The sequence below is a fragment of the Streptomyces rishiriensis genome (assembly GCF_030815485.1).
Lineage (GTDB): Bacteria > Actinomycetota > Actinomycetes > Streptomycetales > Streptomycetaceae > Streptomyces > Streptomyces rishiriensis_A.
Genome location: NZ_JAUSWV010000002.1, coordinates 3,729,924 through 3,745,534 on the forward strand (window position 1 = coordinate 3,729,924; position 15,611 = coordinate 3,745,534).

Here is a 15,611-nt window from a genome sequence, read left to right on the forward strand (position 1 = left end):
GGTCAGGCGGCTTGCAGGTGGGGTCGTCCGGGCGCGTGGGCGAGGCGCTCGCGCAGGACGGAGAGGGCGTGGGAGGCCTGGACTGGGACCACGCCGTTGCCCAGGGCTTTGAGCTGGGCGGTGCGGGACAGGCCGGGGACGGCGGTGACGTGGCCGAGGTTCAGGCCCATCAACCATTCGACGAACGCGGGACTCAGGCGTCCTCGATCGTCAGTTGCCCAAGGGGCACGTCGCCTGGTGACCGCTTCCCACCGGCCGATGGCGGGGGCGAAGCGTCCCCAGTCGACGTCCGGGTCAGCGGCAGCACCACCTGAGACAGAGGGGGTCGCCATCCCTCGCTCGCACGACGGCCCGGCGTGCCGGTGTCCGATGCGCGGGGCGTCGGCAGCAGGTCGGCGATGCCCGGCAGCAGGAGTTTCCCCTGCCCGTTCCTGCGGTTGCCGTGCGAGTTCTGCACGGTCGGTGTCGGCAGCAGCGCGACGGCCGTGCGTAGGTCCGGTCCGCCCGTCCCGTGTGTTCCGGCGCCGTTGGTGTCCGAGGTGCGGGGCGTCGGCAGCAACGGCGAGGAGGAAGAGCCGGCGGCGTTCGTGCGGAGCGCCGACCTGGTCCGCGCGTACAACGAGCCATTCCGCATCGAACCCGAGGCGGGCAAGGTCGGCGAGGACGTCGGCAAACCCAAGTCGAAGGTGTCCTGCGACGTTCTCAAAGACCGCGTATCGGGGTCGTAGAACGCGAAGGGCGTCCGCGATGTACGGCCAGATGTGCCGCTCATCCGCTGTTCCTTTCCGCCGTCCGGCGACGCTGAAGGGCTGACAGGGATACCCGCCGGTCAGGACGTCCACCGGGGCGACGTCGCGCCAGTCGAGCGCGGTGATGTCCCCCAGGTTCGAAACCCCGGGGAAGTGGTGGGCGAGGATCCGAGCGGCGCCGGGGTCGACGTCGGCCACCCACGCCAACTCCCCGCCGAACACGGACTGCACGGCCATGTCCAGACCGCCGTAGCCGGTGCACACCGAACCGATCCGCAGCGCGCTCACGCGACGCGCTTCCACGCGGCCCGCAGGCGCACCTCTGAAGCGGAGTGGCCGGCCGTGCGGAAGCGGATGGCCATCTCGCGATAGGACAGGGCCGGGGTCTGGCTGTGGCGGATCGTGTCGACCAGCGCGTCAAGCTCCGCGTCGGTGAGCGCGGGCCCTGCCTCCAGGGCGGGAACGGGCTCGGTCGGGCCCCAGACGGGGAGTTCCCATCGGGGTGTGACGTCGGGTGTGACGCGGGTCGTCACGCTGGTCAGCGCCCTGCCCGTGTCCTCCCCGGCGCGCGCCTTCTCCAGGGTCGACCAGGCTCCGGCGAGGGTGGCGGCGGTGTGGGCCTGGACGCGGGCGACGCGCGCCCCGGCCTGCGTCACGGCCGTCAGCCGCGTCTCCTCCGTGGACGCTTCCGCCCGCAGCCGGGCACGTGCCACGGCCGCCTCGTCGCGGGCGTCCTGCTGGATACTGCGGATCGCGCCGATCGCGGACGGGGTGAGCGCGGTGTGTTCCCACAGGCTGTGGACGAGCCACAACGCTTTGGCCGCGAGCGGCAGCCACGCCACGGCGAGCCACGCGCCGGTGGAGTGGTGGGCGGTGAGCGCGTGTGCGACCAGGACGCCGGTGGCGAGCAGGCCGAAGCTCCAGCCGACGGCGGTCATCGTGCGGCTGTGGTCGCCCTGCGCGGCCAGGCGGCGTTCGTAGGCGAGGGTGGCAAGCCATCCCCCGTCGATGCCGATACCGACGACCAGCGCAACCGGCCACGGCATCGCGCTGCCGAGCCACATCACGACCACAGCCAGGGTGAGGACCATGGACACGGCAGTCATCGCGACGGCCGGCAGCGCCGTCCTGGCCTTCACGCCGCACCGCCCGCCGTGCTCGCGTCGGCCGTGCGGTTGGCCAGGTCCCGCCGCGCGGCGAGCACCCGGTTACGGGCCCGGCGGATGCGGCGGGTATCGACCTCGTTCTCGGGGTGGTCCATGGCCTTGATCTGCGCGTCGAGCAAGTCGACCTCCGCCAGGATCAGCGGGGACTCCAGCTCGATCGCGTCCAGCTCCGCGAGCGTCGGCTCCATGAAGTCGGCGAACGCGGTAACAGCTTCCTGAACAGTGACGATGTGATCCATTGGGTCGTGTGTCCTTCCAGAGGTGGACGGCCCGAACAGCGGCCCCGGTGTTCCAGCACCGGGGCCGCGTGCCGTGGAAGTCGGAACATCCGGCTCCCCTCAGCGCTGCTTGTCCGAGACGAGCAGCGGAGGTAACCGGCCGCCGCATGAAGCGGAGGTGCGGTGAGGTCCAGCTGTCTCCTTCGGGAACGCGGGCTCCCGGTGCAGGCGTATGGAGACGTGACCTTTCGGTCTAAGCCCTCCCGAATGACCAGGGTCGGGGGCGCCCTCGGCCCGCTCTGTCCCGGGCCCCTTGACCTCGAACAGGCCCTAAATGAGGGCGCATTGAGGTCCACACCCTCCGATCCGTCGTTCCGACCGGCGGGCACTTCCCTAAGGTTCCCTAGGGTTCCCTGCGGTGTCAAGCGGTAAGCTAGGGAACCTCAGGGAAGTGACGACAGGGAGCGGGCAACATGGCAGGCCAGGCCGACAATCGGGCGCCGTACGCGAAGATTGCAGCCCACTACATGGAGCTGATTACGTCTGGTCAGCTCCAGCCAGGAACCCTCTTGCCGAGCATCAAGAACCTCTCGGAAGAGTGGAAGGTGAGCACGGCGACAGCCGAGAAGGCCCTACGCAAGCTGCGCAACGAAGGGCTTGTCCGTGGCATCCACGGCATCGGCACTGAAGTGCTCGACCGGCCGGCTCCGATGTCTTCGGGAGCTCAGCGGCAGGACCGGGGACGCCGTACCGGATCTAGCTGGGGAGCAGGCGAAAGGTCCGACTCTCACCAGGCGGCCGTAGTGCCGGCACCCGCAGAAGTGGCGCAGGCACTCGACATCGAGCCTGGCTCAGACGTCATCAGCCGTAGCCGGGTATACAGGGACCGGCACGGCATCGTGGCCCACAGCACCTCGTGGATTCCCACTCGGTACGGAAAGCTGATTCCTCAGCTTGCGGCGAGTGAGCGTCTGACTGGGGGAACTTCGCTCCAGCTCATCGCCCAGGCAACCGGCCGCCCGATCAGTCATCGCATTGACACGGCCTCAGCCCGTCTGCTGACCCCGGAGTACGCACGGCTGTTGGAGCTGGACGCTGACAACCTGCCGGCGGAACCGGTAGTTGTGATGACAGCGAAGTTCCTCGACAGCGAGGGCACCATCGTGGAATACGGCGTGGACCTTGGGGGACCCAGCCGGACCTGGCGCACAGAATCGGAGGTCTCCCCGTGACGGTCATGGATGACACGCTCGCGAGCGTGCTCGAGGACCGCCTAGATGCCCTGCTTGCGGCTCACAGAGCTGGCACAATCACGCCCGACGCCGAAGCGGAGATGGCCGCCATCTCCCGAACCATGACGAGACCGATGCCCCCACGCCCACCGTTCTGTGTCCTGATGGCCGGCCTCCCCGGGTCCGGCAAGACGACTTTGTCCCGCGCTCTCACGGATCGCGGGTTCATACGGCTGTGCCCCGATGAAGAGATGTTCCGCCGACACGGCGTCTACGGGGTGGACTTTCCCCGGGGCGTCTTCCCCACCCTTGAGCGGCCGGTCCTGGAAGACGTGGCTGCCGACCTCGGGGAACAGCTCAAAGCTGGACACGATGTCGTCGTTGACCACGGCTTTTGGACACCAGAGGATCGGGCAAGGTGGCGAGGGATTGCCATCGATGCTGGTGCCACGCCGGTACTCGTCTACCTCGCAGCCAGCCACGATGAGCTGTGGGCGAGGATCAGCAAGCGCAACGACTTCCACGCGAACGATCCCAACTCGATCTACTTCTCCGAGAGCGACCTACAGCGGTACCGCACTCGGTTCATCCCCCCTCAGACAGACGAACCCCATCTGCTGTACGACGGTGACCCTGCGGTCGTAGTCGCGCTCTTGGATGCCTCCAACCTCTGACAACCAAAGGCAGACGCGCAGATCAGTCGGGCAGCGCTCCGTCTCGTTCACCCCCGTCCGGAGCCATTCGCTGCGGGCTACGCTCCGGACGGGCGGGCAAGAATGGATGAGGTTGAACGGCTACATCTCTGTCCTAACTTGCAGAACATGCCTATACCGCAAGAGGCGAGCGCTACTCACAGGGATATGGGTCGCGACTGTATCGACACAACGCCTGATGCATTTCCTTATTCATGGAGAGCCCCCGCATGGCCACCATTATGGTTCCACCACGGGAAACGCTCGTCTGCAGTAACAAATCTCTGGAATGAGCTCAACAATCTCGGAGAGGCCTGATGGAGAAGGTCCAGGCCTAAGTAGGCCAACAGATGTAGGCCGATTGAAGACTTCACAGACTCTACCGCGAAACGGTCGAAATCAACTTCGACGTTGTGGCGAGACCTGGGCCATCGGAGTTCAACAGCCATGACCCTGGCGAACTCCCCTAGCGCTTCAGAAAGCGCCTGCATGTTCATAGACTCAGGCAGGCCTTCAGTGGTGCTGCTCCGAATTCTGGTCTTACTTCCTGGGGATGTGAACTCGATGCCTTCAATCCCGTATCGATCTAGGCGATGCTCAATCTCAAACCAACGCGGAGCGATCCCGAGTTCGGTTCGGTGAGCGATTTGGCGTCGATCGTCGACGAATTTGAAGTCAACATCGCCGCATCGAAGATGCAAGTGAGAATCCGAGACTTCCCAGTAGGGCGGGCCGTCGAGCTCATCGAACAGGTTCGGTTGAACTCGGTCGACCGCCGCACCGCGCGCATTGAGACGATCCAGATTCGCGTTTATGAGCAAGTTGAGGTTGCTACTGCCTCGCCAATACTCCAGATCCTGCAGGTGCCCAAGCTCAAGGTTTTCTCCAAGATTCCTCCAGAAGTCATTATTGACTACGTCTTCCAAGGAAAGAAGAAAGGGAAGGATTTGGGTCAATTCTCCCGAAGATAGGGAGGCAACTGTTTCGTGAGTTCCAGGAAAGTTTTCTGCGTCACCGCCCTGACTGACCCACATGACTTGCATAACGCGCTCGATACGGGAGGAGAACGCCGGTGCGAGGTGGTTGCTCAGCGCCCTGACGCTGGCCGCTACCTCTTGCCCGTCTAGCCTCGCAAGGGCAGCGTCAGCAGACGATACAGCCCTCTGTACCCCTGCGGCTGAATCGCCGACGAGGTATCCCTTTCCACCCTGCAACAGGGATGCCTTAAGCATCTGAGTTACCGGAGTGCGCGAGTCTTCCCTGGAGATAGACTCAAGCGTAGAGGTACTTGAGAGAAGGCAGTCGTCGTACTCGCGAGCCACGGATTCCGACTCGCGTGGGGGACGTTGGCCGCTGGCGATGGCGATGAATGCGGGTGAATCTTCGTGGAGACTTTTCAAGTCTCTTTGAATCAACGGCGCATCCACACTGAACCTGAGATAGATGTCGCGAGTTGGCCTCTGCCCCCCAGAGCCCCAAGTCAACACAAAGTCCGGAATGAATGTGTGATTGAAGTAGTCGGTGGCCTTGATCTCGGTTTTTGGGTCAAGAGATTGAAGTTCGCGCGCCACAGCGTGCTTGACGTCCCGAATCGCCGCTTCAGGGGAAGCCTGATGAAGAGCGTTCTGGATTTGGGCGTCAATCGTCTTCATAGCCTACGCCCCCCTTGTGATGAAAGAGCGGATGTGACCCAGATACTCGCGCTTCATCATCAGCTCTTCCTGCCGCGCCGACAGGACAATGAGCCACAGTCTGTCAGCCAGCAACTTACCGATTTCGGGGTCGTATTCATCCTCTCCGAGTTTATGCGGGTACTCGTTAACGGCTTGCTGGATCGTAGCCTCGTCACATAACTTGGTCCATGCGCCCATTGCGAATGGGTGCCATGTTATCCACATGAACTCGCACTCTCGATCCAGTCCATCTTTGATCATTTTTGCCGTGGCCGAGTAGCAGTCGGTCAAATATTCGCGATATTTGGGTCCTTGATTATCGCTTGAGTAAGCCTTTATTTCGGCGTAAAACGGATTCTTCTTTCCGTTCTCGAAATACCCCGCTACATCCCAGGACTCGTGCTTACCGTTCAGCAGCGTCAAAGTCGTCATCTGCGGCGCTTCGTAAACAATCCAGGGAGCGTTCACGCGCGTTGTGCTCTCCAGCCACGCCTGCGCGAAGTAGGCGCCCTCTCGGCCCTGTTCCTGCTGCTGTTCACCTGCCGCCATGGAGTAAGTATGGCGACGTCAGCGCCGCTGTCACCAGGGTGATCTATAAAGTTGCTTGGAGTAACCCTTTGGCCAATGGTCGTCACGGTCGCGACGGCTCACCGGGTCACGCCGATCGCGGGACGGCCGTACCTGCGGACCACGTGTGGGCCAGGCGGCCTTGGATGTTCGGAAATGGCACCTGACCAGCGCGTTTGTGTCGCACACTAGACGCTCTGAAAGGCCTCTAGTTCATCTCCGGTGGCGAATTACCGTGCCATTGCTTGTGGCGCGGTGTGCACAGCAGAGCCGTGTGGTCGCGACTGCGGCGCGTCGCTACAGGCGGCCTTCCCACTGTGCGGCTGCCTCTTCTTGCTCGAGGGCGAGGGCCTCCATGGCGGCATCGATCTCGTGCTGGGTTCGGGTGAGATAGCCGGCAGGGTCGCCCGATACCTCGTCCCAGGGGAGAGGAGGCTTCGGGAGACGCTTCCGGTCGAGTCGAGCTTCGATGCACTCGCGGATGTGATGGTGCACCATCTGACGAACTTGATAGGCGGCATCGTGAGCGTCGTGAATGTGTGCCCAGCGGTCGCAGTCGACGATCAGCTCAAGCGAGGCGGTCAGACGCATTCTGACGCGGGTGTCTCTGAACGCTAGTACCGCACCCAGGCAGTCTTCGATGAAGTCGACGCTGGCTCGGTGGTTTCGAAGGAGTCGGTCGTCATGACGGAGGCGATGGAGTTGCGCGAGCAGCACCGCCGCAGCATTCTCCTCCGTTGCCAACGTCCTTCCCCATCGGGCGTCGCGCATCGTGACAAACGTGCCTATGAGGGCGAGCCCGGATCCGATGAGGCCGCCAACGATTGCATCCAGCATGCGAGGAGTCTGGCAGCCGACACCTGTATCAGTAAGCCGAGTCCACAACGGACCAAGATCGAACGACTCGTGGTGCGCGAGTCTGACGGCAACGACTGACGGCAACGTGCGTGCACACAGCCGTACTCGGAGAGACAGCCTGGCACCGGGCTGATCGCCATGGCCGGGCAACGTCCTAGCCCAAGAGTCGGCGGCCGGAACTCCTAAAGCGGGTGTCGCAGGTTCGAATCCTGCCGGGGGCACCAGTCCAGAAGGGGCCCACTTCCGAAATTTCGGAGGTGGGCCCCTTCTGACATCCAGATCTGACATCAACGGCGACGGTCACTGACGATCGATACGTGACGAGTGCTCGTTCGGCGCACGCGCCGCCCTGGCTGACTTCCGGGGCGCAGGTCAGAACCGCGCTGCGCATGGCTGAGCTTCTACCGCACTCCTCTCCAACTCAACGACAGCCAAGGGTTGTAGCCACACCTGAATCCGAGCACGCCGACCGCGCCGGCACCATCGGCACCGGGGTCCTGAACAGGGCTTCCACGACCGGACCACCCGGAATGCTGTCCAGGCCGAGGGTGATCCGGTCTTCCGTTGTCAGCGTCCGCGCACGTGACGCGAGACGAGCTGGGGCTTCGGGATCAGATCAGCGCTTTGCCCACCTCATAGATGGAAGGCCGATCCCCCGGCGAATGGCTGAGCATCGCGTCGACCAGTTCGCCCAGCTCACCGGGCACCTTCACGGGCCGACGCCGACCGTTGGCCACCGCCTCTCGCTGCACGGGGCGCGGAGCGTCGTCCGGGTACTCGACCGCCCGCCAGCCCGTGGCGGAGATGAGCAGCGAGGCCCCGAGCGCGTAGATATCGGCTTCCTGTGTCGGCTCCGCTTGCCCGGTCTCGAGCACGCTGCGCGCGATCTCCGGTGCCTCGTAGTGGACGAGGCAGCCGCGGAACGGGAAGTCGTACCCCTCGGGGACCTGTCCGCCCTGGGCCAGGGCGAGGTCGATGAGGTGCGTTCGTTCCGGCCCGACGATGAAGTGGGCGGGCTGCACGTCACCGTGAGCCCAGCCCCTCACGTGAAGATCGGCCAGGGCCTCGACACATCCCAGCGCCACGCTGGTGTGCGGCTTGGCGGACGAGCCCGCCTCACGGCATGGCTCCCACAGCCTGTAGAGGTCCGGCCCTTCGTGCCACGGCTGAAAGTTCCACGTACCGCGCTCCCATTCGCCGTATGCGACCTGGTCGAGCCCGAGGCGATGCAGGACGGCGCCCTCGCGTGCGGGCGCGAGCGCGGTCCAGGGCTGGGCGGGCCACTCGGCCGTGGCCTCGATCGCATAGCCGAGCTTCACGGCGAAGTGGCCCCGGTGGCTCTCCACCTCCCACACCGTGGAGCCTCGACGGTTGATGACCATGCGCTGAGTCGTGGGCATGAGCGCGTCGAGCACCACGATCGGCAGTTCAGGGGTTGGGCCGGACAAGATCTCTACTCCCTTCGTGCGAGCGCGGCCGACCACGAGTCGAGGCCGGCCGCGTCGCTGGTGTCGTGGGCTACGCCTGACCGTACGGTCGGCCGCAGTCCGAGTCGCACTGCGCGAGGTTCGTGCCGTCCACGGTCCACAGGTCATCGAAGACCACGAACCCGGCCGCCTTCATGGCGTGCGCCGAGGCGGCGACTTTCTCCGGGTCGCGCACTCCTCCGGCCGGCTTCGGGTTGTGGTGCAGGAAGCGGCCCGCCGTGCTGTGCGCACAGCTCGGCGTACTCCTTCGTATGCAGGATGAGCGCGTGCAGGCCGAGGTCCATGTCGCATGAGGCGTACCCGAGACTCAACGAGTTGTTGAAGGAGCGAGCGGCGGAGGGCTGCGCTGTCCGCATCGCAGTCGGCGACGCGGACAGCCCCGACGTCCAACAGCGCGGTGACGAGGAGAAGTTCGGCCACGGCATCCAGTCCCGGTGCCGTCTCGCGCTGATGCACTACCGCCCCCTCGTCGGGGTACCGGGCATCGAGGTACGGACTCACGCCACGACGCTCTACAACTCGATCTACCGGGCTGATGATCAGGCGCTGGTCAACGCCCACGTCTGGGGCGTGAACGCCTACAGCGCCCCGGTCTGGCACCTGCGCCGAAACGGGGAAGGCGGCATGTTCGACACCTACGCAGACAGCTTCGACGCGGTGTGGGCGACCGCGACGCCGGTAGGAGAGAAGTGATCATGGCACGCACCGAGTACTACGACGACCCAGACGCCCCCAACCACGATCTACGACTGAAGAGGACGGTCTATCGGGAAGCCCCGTGCCCGGGTGACCAGGCGGACTCGACACCGTGCCACGACGACGGTCCGCCCAGTGCCCGGACGAGATGTTCCTGGGAGGGATCGAGCGAGCGGCGGGCAGCGTTGACGAACTTCACGTGCGCCTCGTACAAGCCGCTGTGGATCGGCCGGAGTTCCTCAAGATCTGCCGGCTGACGGCCGTGGAACAGGATCGTGAACTCCTCGATGACGTCGCAGATCTGCTCAGCCGCCGCCATGGCCTCCTGGCTTGCCACCAGGGACATCGACTGCAGAGCAGCATTGAACGGCGCCCAGACGACATGGGGGGTGCGTCTGTCCACGAAGGCTTCGCGGAGCTCCATCTCCACGGCGCCGAAGGCCTGGAGGAACTTCTCGTAGGCGGCGGTTCGTGCTTCCTGGAGCCACTGACGATTCTGACTCCGCCGTCCCACGACACCACCGGCGATGACACCCACCACGGTGGCGGTGATGCCTCCGACGGTGGATATCAGGAGTCCCCACGGGACAGCCACGCTACGTCTCCCTCCGCTTCGTTCGGCTCAGGATCCCGCACCAGGACCAACAGGATCAACGAGCTGAGCGAGGGGTACGGGAGTGGGCGGCAGGCGGCGCTCGGCAGCCGGTCCATGTGGCTGATCGCCTCGCGCGGGGTGTCGTGCACGACGTGCGTGTACACGTCCATCGGGATGCTGATCTGGCTGTGGCCGAGGATCTCCCTGGTGACCCGTCGCGCGACGCCGGCCGCCGTCAGCAACGTGGCGCAGCCGTGCCGCGCGTCGTGCAGCCGGACCACCCGCAGCCCCGCGTCGGCCGCGACCCGCGTGAACGACCGGTAGAGGAAATTTCCGCCCGGAACTCCTCTCCGTCAGCCCAGTTCGTCGTCTGCCGCTGGGCTCAGCCGGGCTCGAGGGCTACTCGGCAGGCAGGGTCTCTCGCATCGCCTCTGCGGTGGCCGTCGGGTCGTAGCTCTCCGGGACGCCTTCGACCAGGATGATGTCGCCCTCGATGTGCCGTGAGCGCAGCGGTGCGATCTCCCGGTATGCGGGTGAGTCCCACCAAGCCCGCGCCTCGGTGATCCCGGGGAAGCCGATCATCACGACATGCCCGGGCCAGCTGCCCTCCTTCACCTCGTGCTGCGTGGCGTGCACGAGGAAGCAGCCGCCGTACGGCTCGAAGGTGGCGGGGATGCGCTCGATGTACTCGACGATCTCCGGGTGCGGAGCGGCCTCTTGCAGGTGAGCTATGGCGTAGGCGGGCATGGTGTCCTTCCGGTCGGTCGAGCTCCGTACGCCGGGAGCATGGCAGGCCGACGTGCCCGGGGTCGATGACCTGACAGGTAAGCGCCGTCCGTCCGCACGCCGGACCGACGGCGCCCATGCCTCCTGCGCCCGATCGGGCGGCACATGGCAGGGACTTGGCGGAGCCGACAGTGCGTGGGCGATGGGTGAGCGGACGGTCCGGCGTCAGCTGCTCGGCTGCTCAGGGTCCCAGCACTCCGGCCCGACGCCGCACCAGTCGATCCAGGGACAGCCCGCGATGTCGGCCGGGTCGATCTCCAGGCCGGCGCGCCGGAGGAACTCCGCGACGTCGGCGACGTTGTGGGCCAGCCCGAGGATCTCGCCCTTCACGCGAACGCGTCGGCCGCCCTTGAAGGAGGGCCGGTGCACGATGACATCGCAGCGAGTCATCCGGTGAGCCGCCGGCCCACGTCCGCTGTCATGTCTTGCGGACGCCGCAGGTCCCGCCACGCCGAGGGACCGGGACGCCGTTGCTGCCAATAGGGGTGGAAGAACACCTGAGCGGACAGCCGGTGCAGGCGTCGCCGCAACTCGGTGCGACCGGGCCGAGCGGCGAGCTGCCGGTAGGTGGCTCGCCACTCCTGTTGTGTTCGGACGAGATCGTCGGGGAACCGTCGCATGACCTAATTCAATCATGTGTTCGATTTACTGCGCCATCCGAGGTGGGCCGGGGCCGTGCGGTGTACGAGGGTGACCGGAACGGCGTCGGCCGTCTTCACCCGGAGCTGGAAGCGCAATGTGCTTCCCGGCCGGGACGGTGCCGGACAGGGCGAACTGGTGGCCGCCGCCGCCGTACCGGGTGACGGTCTGGAAGGCCGACGGGTGCTTGCCCGAATTGTCCGTCAGGTAGAAGCGCCCCTCGACGAGCGCGTCGTCCGGGGTCCTCTCGTCGAATGAGACGTGCACCAGGGTGTCGTGCAGGCGCGGCCCGGAGTGGACGACCGGGTCCGCGAACGCGAGGCCGACCCACTCGCCGGAGGGCAGTTCGACGTCGGTGGCGTTCGACTCGTTCAGCATCGAGGGGTTGGGCACGGTGTCCTCCTGGCTCGGGGTGGTCGGGGTGGGGATCGGTGTGTCGGTGCCGGGGGCCTGGCGCAGCCGGGACGCGACCCTGGCGCGGAAGTCCGCCATGCCGAAGCCGCGCGGGTCCGTCTTCGTGTTCGTCCACCCCTTGTGGCCGATCACGGAGGCGGCGGACCAGCCGTGCGCCCGGCACAGCGCGGCGCAGGCACGGACCATGGCCTCCAACTGGACTGCCGGCCAGGGGTCCTTGCCGTGGCGCCTCCGGCAGGAGTTCCCCGGCCACGCCGTGCACCCGCGCGGGCGGCCAGAGCAGCGTTAAGAAGCGCTTCCTCCCGGGCGTGAACGCCCGGTGTTCCGCGCTGGATCACGCTGAACTACCGTGCCTCTCTGGGTGCCCCGCCATTCGGTTCGCCACCGTCGAACTTGCCGCCACCGCTTCTCTCTTCACCTCTCTTCACCTCTCTTCGGCTCTCTTCGGCTCTCTTCGGCGCTCTTCGGCCGGGCGCGGTCTCCGCGTGTTCACTGGTCGCGGGGACGTTCGCCCGAGTCGGCGTTTAGGGTCGGGCGGTGACGAGTAGCAGTGCGCGGCGCTCCGCCGTTCCGGAGGTCGGCCGTCCGACGGAGGCTCACGACGGCTGGCAGGACCGGCTGCGTCTGTTCGGCTATGCCGGGCGCCCCCGGGCCGATGTCAGGGAACGTCTGGTGCCGCCCTTTCCGGGGCCGCGGACACGCCGGTGGGAGTTCGTGCGCCTGGGCCCGGCCGGGGCGTACCGCGTCGCCGAGGTGATGGACTGGCTGGGGCCGCTGCTCGTCGCCGTGCTGGCCGGAGCGATCCGGTTCCGGCGTCTCGGGCAGCCGCGGGGCCTCGTCTTCGACGAGACCTACTACGCCAAGGACGCCTGGGCGCTGCTGCGGCTCGGTTACGAGGGCACCTGGCCGGACCGCAAGATCGCCGACCCGCAGATCCTCGCGGACCCTCAGGTGATCCCGCTCTCCGAGACCGGGGCGTTCGTCGCCCACCCGCCGACGGGCAAGTGGGTGATCGCCCTCGGCGAGTGGCTGTTCGGCTTCACCCCGTTCGGCTGGCGCTTCATGACCGCGGTCCTGGGCACGCTGTCGGTGCTGATGCTGTGCCGCGTCGGACGCCGTCTGTTCCGGTCGACGGCGCTGGGCTGTCTGGCCGGCACGCTGATGGCGCTGGACGGTCTGCATGTGGTGATGAGCCGTTCCGCGCTGCTGGACGTCGTCGTCATGTTCTTCGTGCTGGCGGCTTTCGGCTCTCTGCTGGTCGACCGGGACCACGCACGGGCCCGGCTCGCGGCGGCCCTTCCGGTGGACGGGGACGGGTACGCGCGCCCGGACCGGGTCGCCGGCGAGCGTGCCGGGACGGGACCGCGTCCGTGGCGGCTCGCGGCCGGCGTCTTCCTGGGGCTGGCGGCCTCGACCAAGTGGAACGGCCTGTACTTCCTCGCCTTCTTCGTGGTCCTCACCCTGCTGTGGGACGTCGGCTCCCGCCGCGTGGCCGGGGCGGGGCGCCCGTACCGGGCGGTGCTGCGCAGGGATCTCTGCTGGTCCGTGCTGTCCGTCGTACCGGTCGCGGTCGTGACCTACCTGGTGACGTGGGCGGGCTGGTTCCGGTCCGACGACGGATACGGACGGCACTGGGCGGACGGCCGCGGCGGCGCGTGGGCGTGGATACCCGCTCCGCTCCGCAGCCTGTGGCACTACGAGTCCGGGGTCTACGGGTTCAACGTGGGTCTCCACACCTGGCACCGGTACGAGTCGAACCCCTGGAGCTGGCTGGTCCTCGGCCGCCCGGTGCTGTTCGACTACCGGTCGCCGAAGGCCGGGCGGGACGGGTGCCACGCCACGGCCGAGTGCTCACAGGCGGTCCTCGCGCTCGGCACGCCGCTGCTGTGGTGGTCGGCGTGCTGCGCACTCGTGTATCTGCTCTACCGGTGGGCGCTGCGCCGGGACTGGCGCGCCGGCGCCGTTCTGTGCGCGGTGGCGGCCGGTTATCTGCCCTGGTTCCTGTACCAGGACCGCACGGTCTTCTCCTTCTACGCGGTCGCCTTCGTGCCGTACCTGTGTCTGGCCGTGACGATGATGCTGGGGGCGTTCCTCGGGCCGCCGGGGGCGGACGCCAGGCGTCGGACACGGGGCGCGGTCGTCGCGGGCGGGCTCGTGCTGCTCATCGCCTGGAACTTCGTCTACTTCTGGCCGGTGTACACGGGTCAGGCGATCCCGGTCGGCGACTGGCGGGCGCGGATGTGGCTGGACACGTGGATCTAGCCGGGCGGACGCCGCGCGAGGACCGCGGCAGCCCCGGCCGTCGCACCGGTGGTCACCCCGCCCGTCGTCCCGGTGGTCACCCCGGCCGTCGCACCGGTCGGCGCGACCACCGCGACGATCGCCGTGACCGCCGGGGCCGGGCCGCGGCTACTTGAGTTCGGCGTCGGTGTAGTAGCCGCCCGCGACCAGGACGTACTCGTAGTTGGTCTTGTCGACGGTCGTCGGCTGCAGCAAGTAGGCGGGCACGGCCTTGACCCCGTTGTCGTAGGCCCTTCTGTTGTTCACCTTCGGCGTCTTGCCGTTGAGTATGTCGTCGGCCATCTCCGCTGCCACACCGGCGAGTTGACGGAGGTCCTTGTAGACGGTCTGGGACTGCTCACCCGCGATGATCGACTTCACCGAGGCGAGTTCGGCGTCCTGTCCGGTGACGATGGGGAGGGGTGTGTCGCCGGAGCCGTAGCCGTCCGCCTTCAGCGCGTTCAGGACGCCGATGGAGATGCCGTCGTACGGCGACAGGACCGCGTCGACCTTCTTGCTGCCGTACGAGTCGGCGAGGATGCCGTTCATGCGCTTCTGCGCGGTGGGCCCGTCCCAGCGCAGGGTGGTGACGTCCTTCAGCGCGGTCTGGCCGGACCGGACCACCAACTGCTTGGTGTCCAGGAACGGCTGGAGAAGGTGCATCGCGCCGTCGAAGAAGAACTTGGTGTTGTTGTCGTCGGGGGAACCGGCGAACAGTTCGATGTTGAACGGGCCCGCGCCGTCCTCCAGACCGAGCTTGTCGATGATGTAACGGGCCTGGAACCGGCCGACCTGCTCGTTGTCGAAGGAGACGTAGTAGTCGACGTTCTCGGTGCCGAGGATGAGCCGGTCGTAGGAGATCACCGGGATGTCCGCGTCGGCGGCCTTCTGGAGCACGCCGTTCAGGGACTTGTTGTCGATGGCCGCGATGATCAGCGCGTCGACGCCCTGCTCGATCAGGGCGGCGATCTGTGCGACCTGCGTCTTCGGGTTGTCCTCGCCGTACACCAGCTTGGTCCGGTAGCCGTCGGCCTTCAGGTCGGCGACGACGCTCTTGCCGTCGGTGAGCCAGCGCTCGGAGGCCTGGGTCGGCATGGCGATGCCGATGGTGCCGCCCTCGGAGTCGCTCTGGGAGCCGCTCCCGATGTCGCTGCCGCAGGCGGACAGCGTGAGGGCGAGAGAGACGGCTCCGGCGATGGCGGCGAGGGCCGCTCTTCGGTTGCGCATGGTGATCGTTCCTCGTTCTTCTCGTCGTTGAGAGGATGTGGCGGCGTATCTGAGGGCGGTGGGGAACCGGTGGAGCGGGCCGGTCAGCCGGTCAGCCGGCGGACGGGACCGGGCGGTCCGGGGGTGGGACGCGCCGGGTCCGCTTCCGCGCGGTCGCATGAGGGTGCGGGTCACGTCCCCTCAGGGGGCGCCGAGCGGGGGTGTGTTCGGGGCGCCTGTACCGACCGGGCTTCCGGTGGAGCGGTACGCCCCGCGGCGCGGATCCGCTCGGCGATCTCTTGGATCCGCGTGCGGCCGCGAGGCCGTCGGGGGCCTGGCGCACCTGTTCATGG

At 66.8% G+C, this 15,611-nt stretch carries 16 protein-coding genes and 3 pseudogenes; 4 read left to right on the forward strand and 15 right to left on the reverse strand.

Annotated features, from left to right (window positions below):
* Positions 1 to 2 precede the first annotated feature (2 nt).
* Genes QF030_RS18970 through QF030_RS18980 form a run of 3 tightly spaced genes read right to left on the reverse strand, consistent with a single transcriptional unit; the run spans position 3 to position 2,154 of the window.
* On the reverse strand, positions 3 to 1,037 hold the full coding sequence (locus QF030_RS18970; RefSeq protein ID WP_307163866.1) for a DNA cytosine methyltransferase: 1,035 nt from the start codon (positions 1,035 to 1,037) through the stop codon (positions 3 to 5).
* Positions 1,034 to 1,888, reverse strand: coding sequence for a protein spdB (locus QF030_RS18975; RefSeq protein ID WP_307163867.1), 855 nt, complete (start codon positions 1,886 to 1,888; stop codon positions 1,034 to 1,036). Before QF030_RS18975 ends, QF030_RS18970 begins: the two co-directional genes overlap by 4 nt.
* On the reverse strand, positions 1,885 to 2,154 hold the full coding sequence (locus QF030_RS18980) for a DUF6284 family protein (protein ID WP_307163868.1): 270 nt from the start codon (positions 2,152 to 2,154) through the stop codon (positions 1,885 to 1,887). The genes QF030_RS18975 and QF030_RS18980 overlap by 4 nt, the downstream gene beginning before the upstream one ends.
* 452 nt (positions 2,155 to 2,606) lie before the next feature.
* On the opposite strand from QF030_RS18980, the gene QF030_RS18985 reads away from it, so the two are divergent.
* Complete coding sequence (locus QF030_RS18985) at positions 2,607 to 3,365, forward strand: GntR family transcriptional regulator (RefSeq protein WP_307163869.1); 759 nt, start codon at positions 2,607 to 2,609, stop codon at positions 3,363 to 3,365.
* Positions 3,362 to 4,039, forward strand: coding sequence for an AAA family ATPase (locus QF030_RS18990; protein ID WP_373428779.1), 678 nt, complete (start codon positions 3,362 to 3,364; stop codon positions 4,037 to 4,039). Before QF030_RS18985 ends, QF030_RS18990 begins: the two co-directional genes overlap by 4 nt.
* Positions 4,040 to 4,266: 227 nt before the next feature.
* On the opposite strand, the gene QF030_RS18995 is transcribed toward QF030_RS18990, so the two are convergent.
* The 5 genes and pseudogenes from QF030_RS18995 to QF030_RS19015 all read right to left on the reverse strand — a co-directional run.
* The gene (locus QF030_RS18995; protein ID WP_307163871.1) at positions 4,267 to 5,709 is read right to left on the reverse strand and encodes a hypothetical protein; all 1,443 of its coding nucleotides are present in this window, start codon (positions 5,707 to 5,709) and stop codon (positions 4,267 to 4,269) included.
* A gap of 3 nt (positions 5,710 to 5,712) precedes the next feature.
* Positions 5,713 to 6,279 carry a hypothetical protein gene (locus tag QF030_RS19000; protein WP_307163872.1) on the reverse strand — a complete coding sequence of 189 codons (567 nt, stop codon included), beginning with the start codon at positions 6,277 to 6,279 and terminating at the stop codon, positions 5,713 to 5,715.
* 315 nt (positions 6,280 to 6,594) lie between these two features.
* Complete coding sequence (locus QF030_RS19005) at positions 6,595 to 7,134, reverse strand: hypothetical protein (protein WP_307163873.1); 540 nt, start codon at positions 7,132 to 7,134, stop codon at positions 6,595 to 6,597.
* 632 nt (positions 7,135 to 7,766) lie between these two features.
* Positions 7,767 to 8,603 (reverse strand): protein kinase, encoded by an 837-nt coding sequence (locus QF030_RS19010; RefSeq protein ID WP_307163874.1) that lies wholly within the window; start codon positions 8,601 to 8,603, stop codon positions 7,767 to 7,769.
* A 70-nt stretch (positions 8,604 to 8,673) separates the two neighbouring features.
* Positions 8,674 to 8,935, reverse strand: a pseudogene (locus tag QF030_RS19015) (hypothetical protein); the annotation flags it as partial.
* Here QF030_RS19015 and QF030_RS19020 point away from each other — a divergent pair.
* Positions 8,931 to 9,335 (forward strand): annotated as a pseudogene (locus tag QF030_RS19020) (XRE family transcriptional regulator); the annotation flags it as partial. The pseudogenes QF030_RS19015 and QF030_RS19020 overlap by 5 nt on opposite strands.
* A 70-nt stretch (positions 9,336 to 9,405) precedes the next feature.
* Here QF030_RS19020 and QF030_RS19025 read toward each other — a convergent pair.
* The 6 genes and pseudogenes from QF030_RS19025 to QF030_RS40600 form a co-directional block, all read right to left on the reverse strand.
* Positions 9,406 to 9,933, reverse strand: a complete 528-nt coding sequence (locus QF030_RS19025) for a hypothetical protein (RefSeq protein WP_307163875.1) — start codon at positions 9,931 to 9,933, stop codon at positions 9,406 to 9,408.
* Positions 9,934 to 10,037: 104 nt separating this feature from the next.
* Positions 10,038 to 10,259, reverse strand: a pseudogene (locus tag QF030_RS19030) (tyrosine-type recombinase/integrase); the annotation flags it as partial.
* A 73-nt stretch (positions 10,260 to 10,332) separates the two neighbouring features.
* Positions 10,333 to 10,680, reverse strand: a complete 348-nt coding sequence (locus QF030_RS19035) for a DUF1330 domain-containing protein (RefSeq protein ID WP_307163876.1) — start codon at positions 10,678 to 10,680, stop codon at positions 10,333 to 10,335.
* A gap of 204 nt (positions 10,681 to 10,884) precedes the next feature.
* Complete coding sequence (locus QF030_RS19040; protein ID WP_307163877.1) at positions 10,885 to 11,109, reverse strand: hypothetical protein; 225 nt, start codon at positions 11,107 to 11,109, stop codon at positions 10,885 to 10,887.
* Complete coding sequence (locus QF030_RS19045) at positions 11,106 to 11,339, reverse strand: hypothetical protein (RefSeq protein ID WP_307163878.1); 234 nt, start codon at positions 11,337 to 11,339, stop codon at positions 11,106 to 11,108. The genes QF030_RS19040 and QF030_RS19045 overlap by 4 nt, the downstream gene beginning before the upstream one ends.
* A 25-nt stretch (positions 11,340 to 11,364) precedes the next feature.
* Positions 11,365 to 11,958, reverse strand: a complete 594-nt coding sequence (locus QF030_RS40600; RefSeq protein WP_373428780.1) for a hypothetical protein — start codon at positions 11,956 to 11,958, stop codon at positions 11,365 to 11,367.
* 351 nt (positions 11,959 to 12,309) lie between these two features.
* On the opposite strand from QF030_RS40600, the gene QF030_RS19055 reads away from it, so the two are divergent.
* Entirely contained in the window at positions 12,310 to 14,034 is a 1,725-nt protein-coding gene (locus tag QF030_RS19055; protein WP_373428781.1) for a dolichyl-phosphate-mannose--protein mannosyltransferase, read from the forward strand.
* Between the two features lie 147 nt (positions 14,035 to 14,181).
* Here the strand turns inward: QF030_RS19055 and chvE are convergent, their stop codons facing one another.
* Entirely contained in the window at positions 14,182 to 15,279 is a 1,098-nt protein-coding gene (gene chvE, locus QF030_RS19060) for a multiple monosaccharide ABC transporter substrate-binding protein (protein ID WP_307163879.1), read from the reverse strand.
* Between the last annotated feature and the right edge of the window lie 332 nt (positions 15,280 to 15,611).

Excerpts from the sequence above, each read along its gene's own strand:
- QF030_RS18995 (WP_307163871.1), bottom strand. The coding sequence starts at position 5,709 with ATGAAGACGATTGACGCCCAAATCCAGAACGCTCTTCATCAGGCTTCC.
- QF030_RS19040 (WP_307163877.1), bottom strand. The coding sequence starts at position 11,109 with ATGACTCGCTGCGATGTCATCGTGCACCGGCCCTCCTTCAAGGGCGGC.
- QF030_RS40600 (WP_373428780.1), bottom strand. The coding sequence starts at position 11,958 with ATGGTCCGTGCCTGCGCCGCGCTGTGCCGGGCGCACGGCTGGTCCGCC.
- QF030_RS18985 (WP_307163869.1), top strand. The coding sequence starts at position 2,607 with ATGGCAGGCCAGGCCGACAATCGGGCGCCGTACGCGAAGATTGCAGCC.
- QF030_RS18980 (WP_307163868.1), bottom strand. The coding sequence starts at position 2,154 with ATGGATCACATCGTCACTGTTCAGGAAGCTGTTACCGCGTTCGCCGAC.
- QF030_RS19005 (WP_307163873.1), bottom strand. The coding sequence starts at position 7,134 with ATGCTGGATGCAATCGTTGGCGGCCTCATCGGATCCGGGCTCGCCCTC.
- chvE (WP_307163879.1), bottom strand. The coding sequence starts at position 15,279 with ATGCGCAACCGAAGAGCGGCCCTCGCCGCCATCGCCGGAGCCGTCTCT.
- QF030_RS19000 (WP_307163872.1), bottom strand. The coding sequence starts at position 6,279 with ATGGCGGCAGGTGAACAGCAGCAGGAACAGGGCCGAGAGGGCGCCTAC.
- QF030_RS19035 (WP_307163876.1), bottom strand. The coding sequence starts at position 10,680 with ATGCCCGCCTACGCCATAGCTCACCTGCAAGAGGCCGCTCCGCACCCG.
- QF030_RS19045 (WP_307163878.1), bottom strand. The coding sequence starts at position 11,339 with ATGCGACGGTTCCCCGACGATCTCGTCCGAACACAACAGGAGTGGCGA.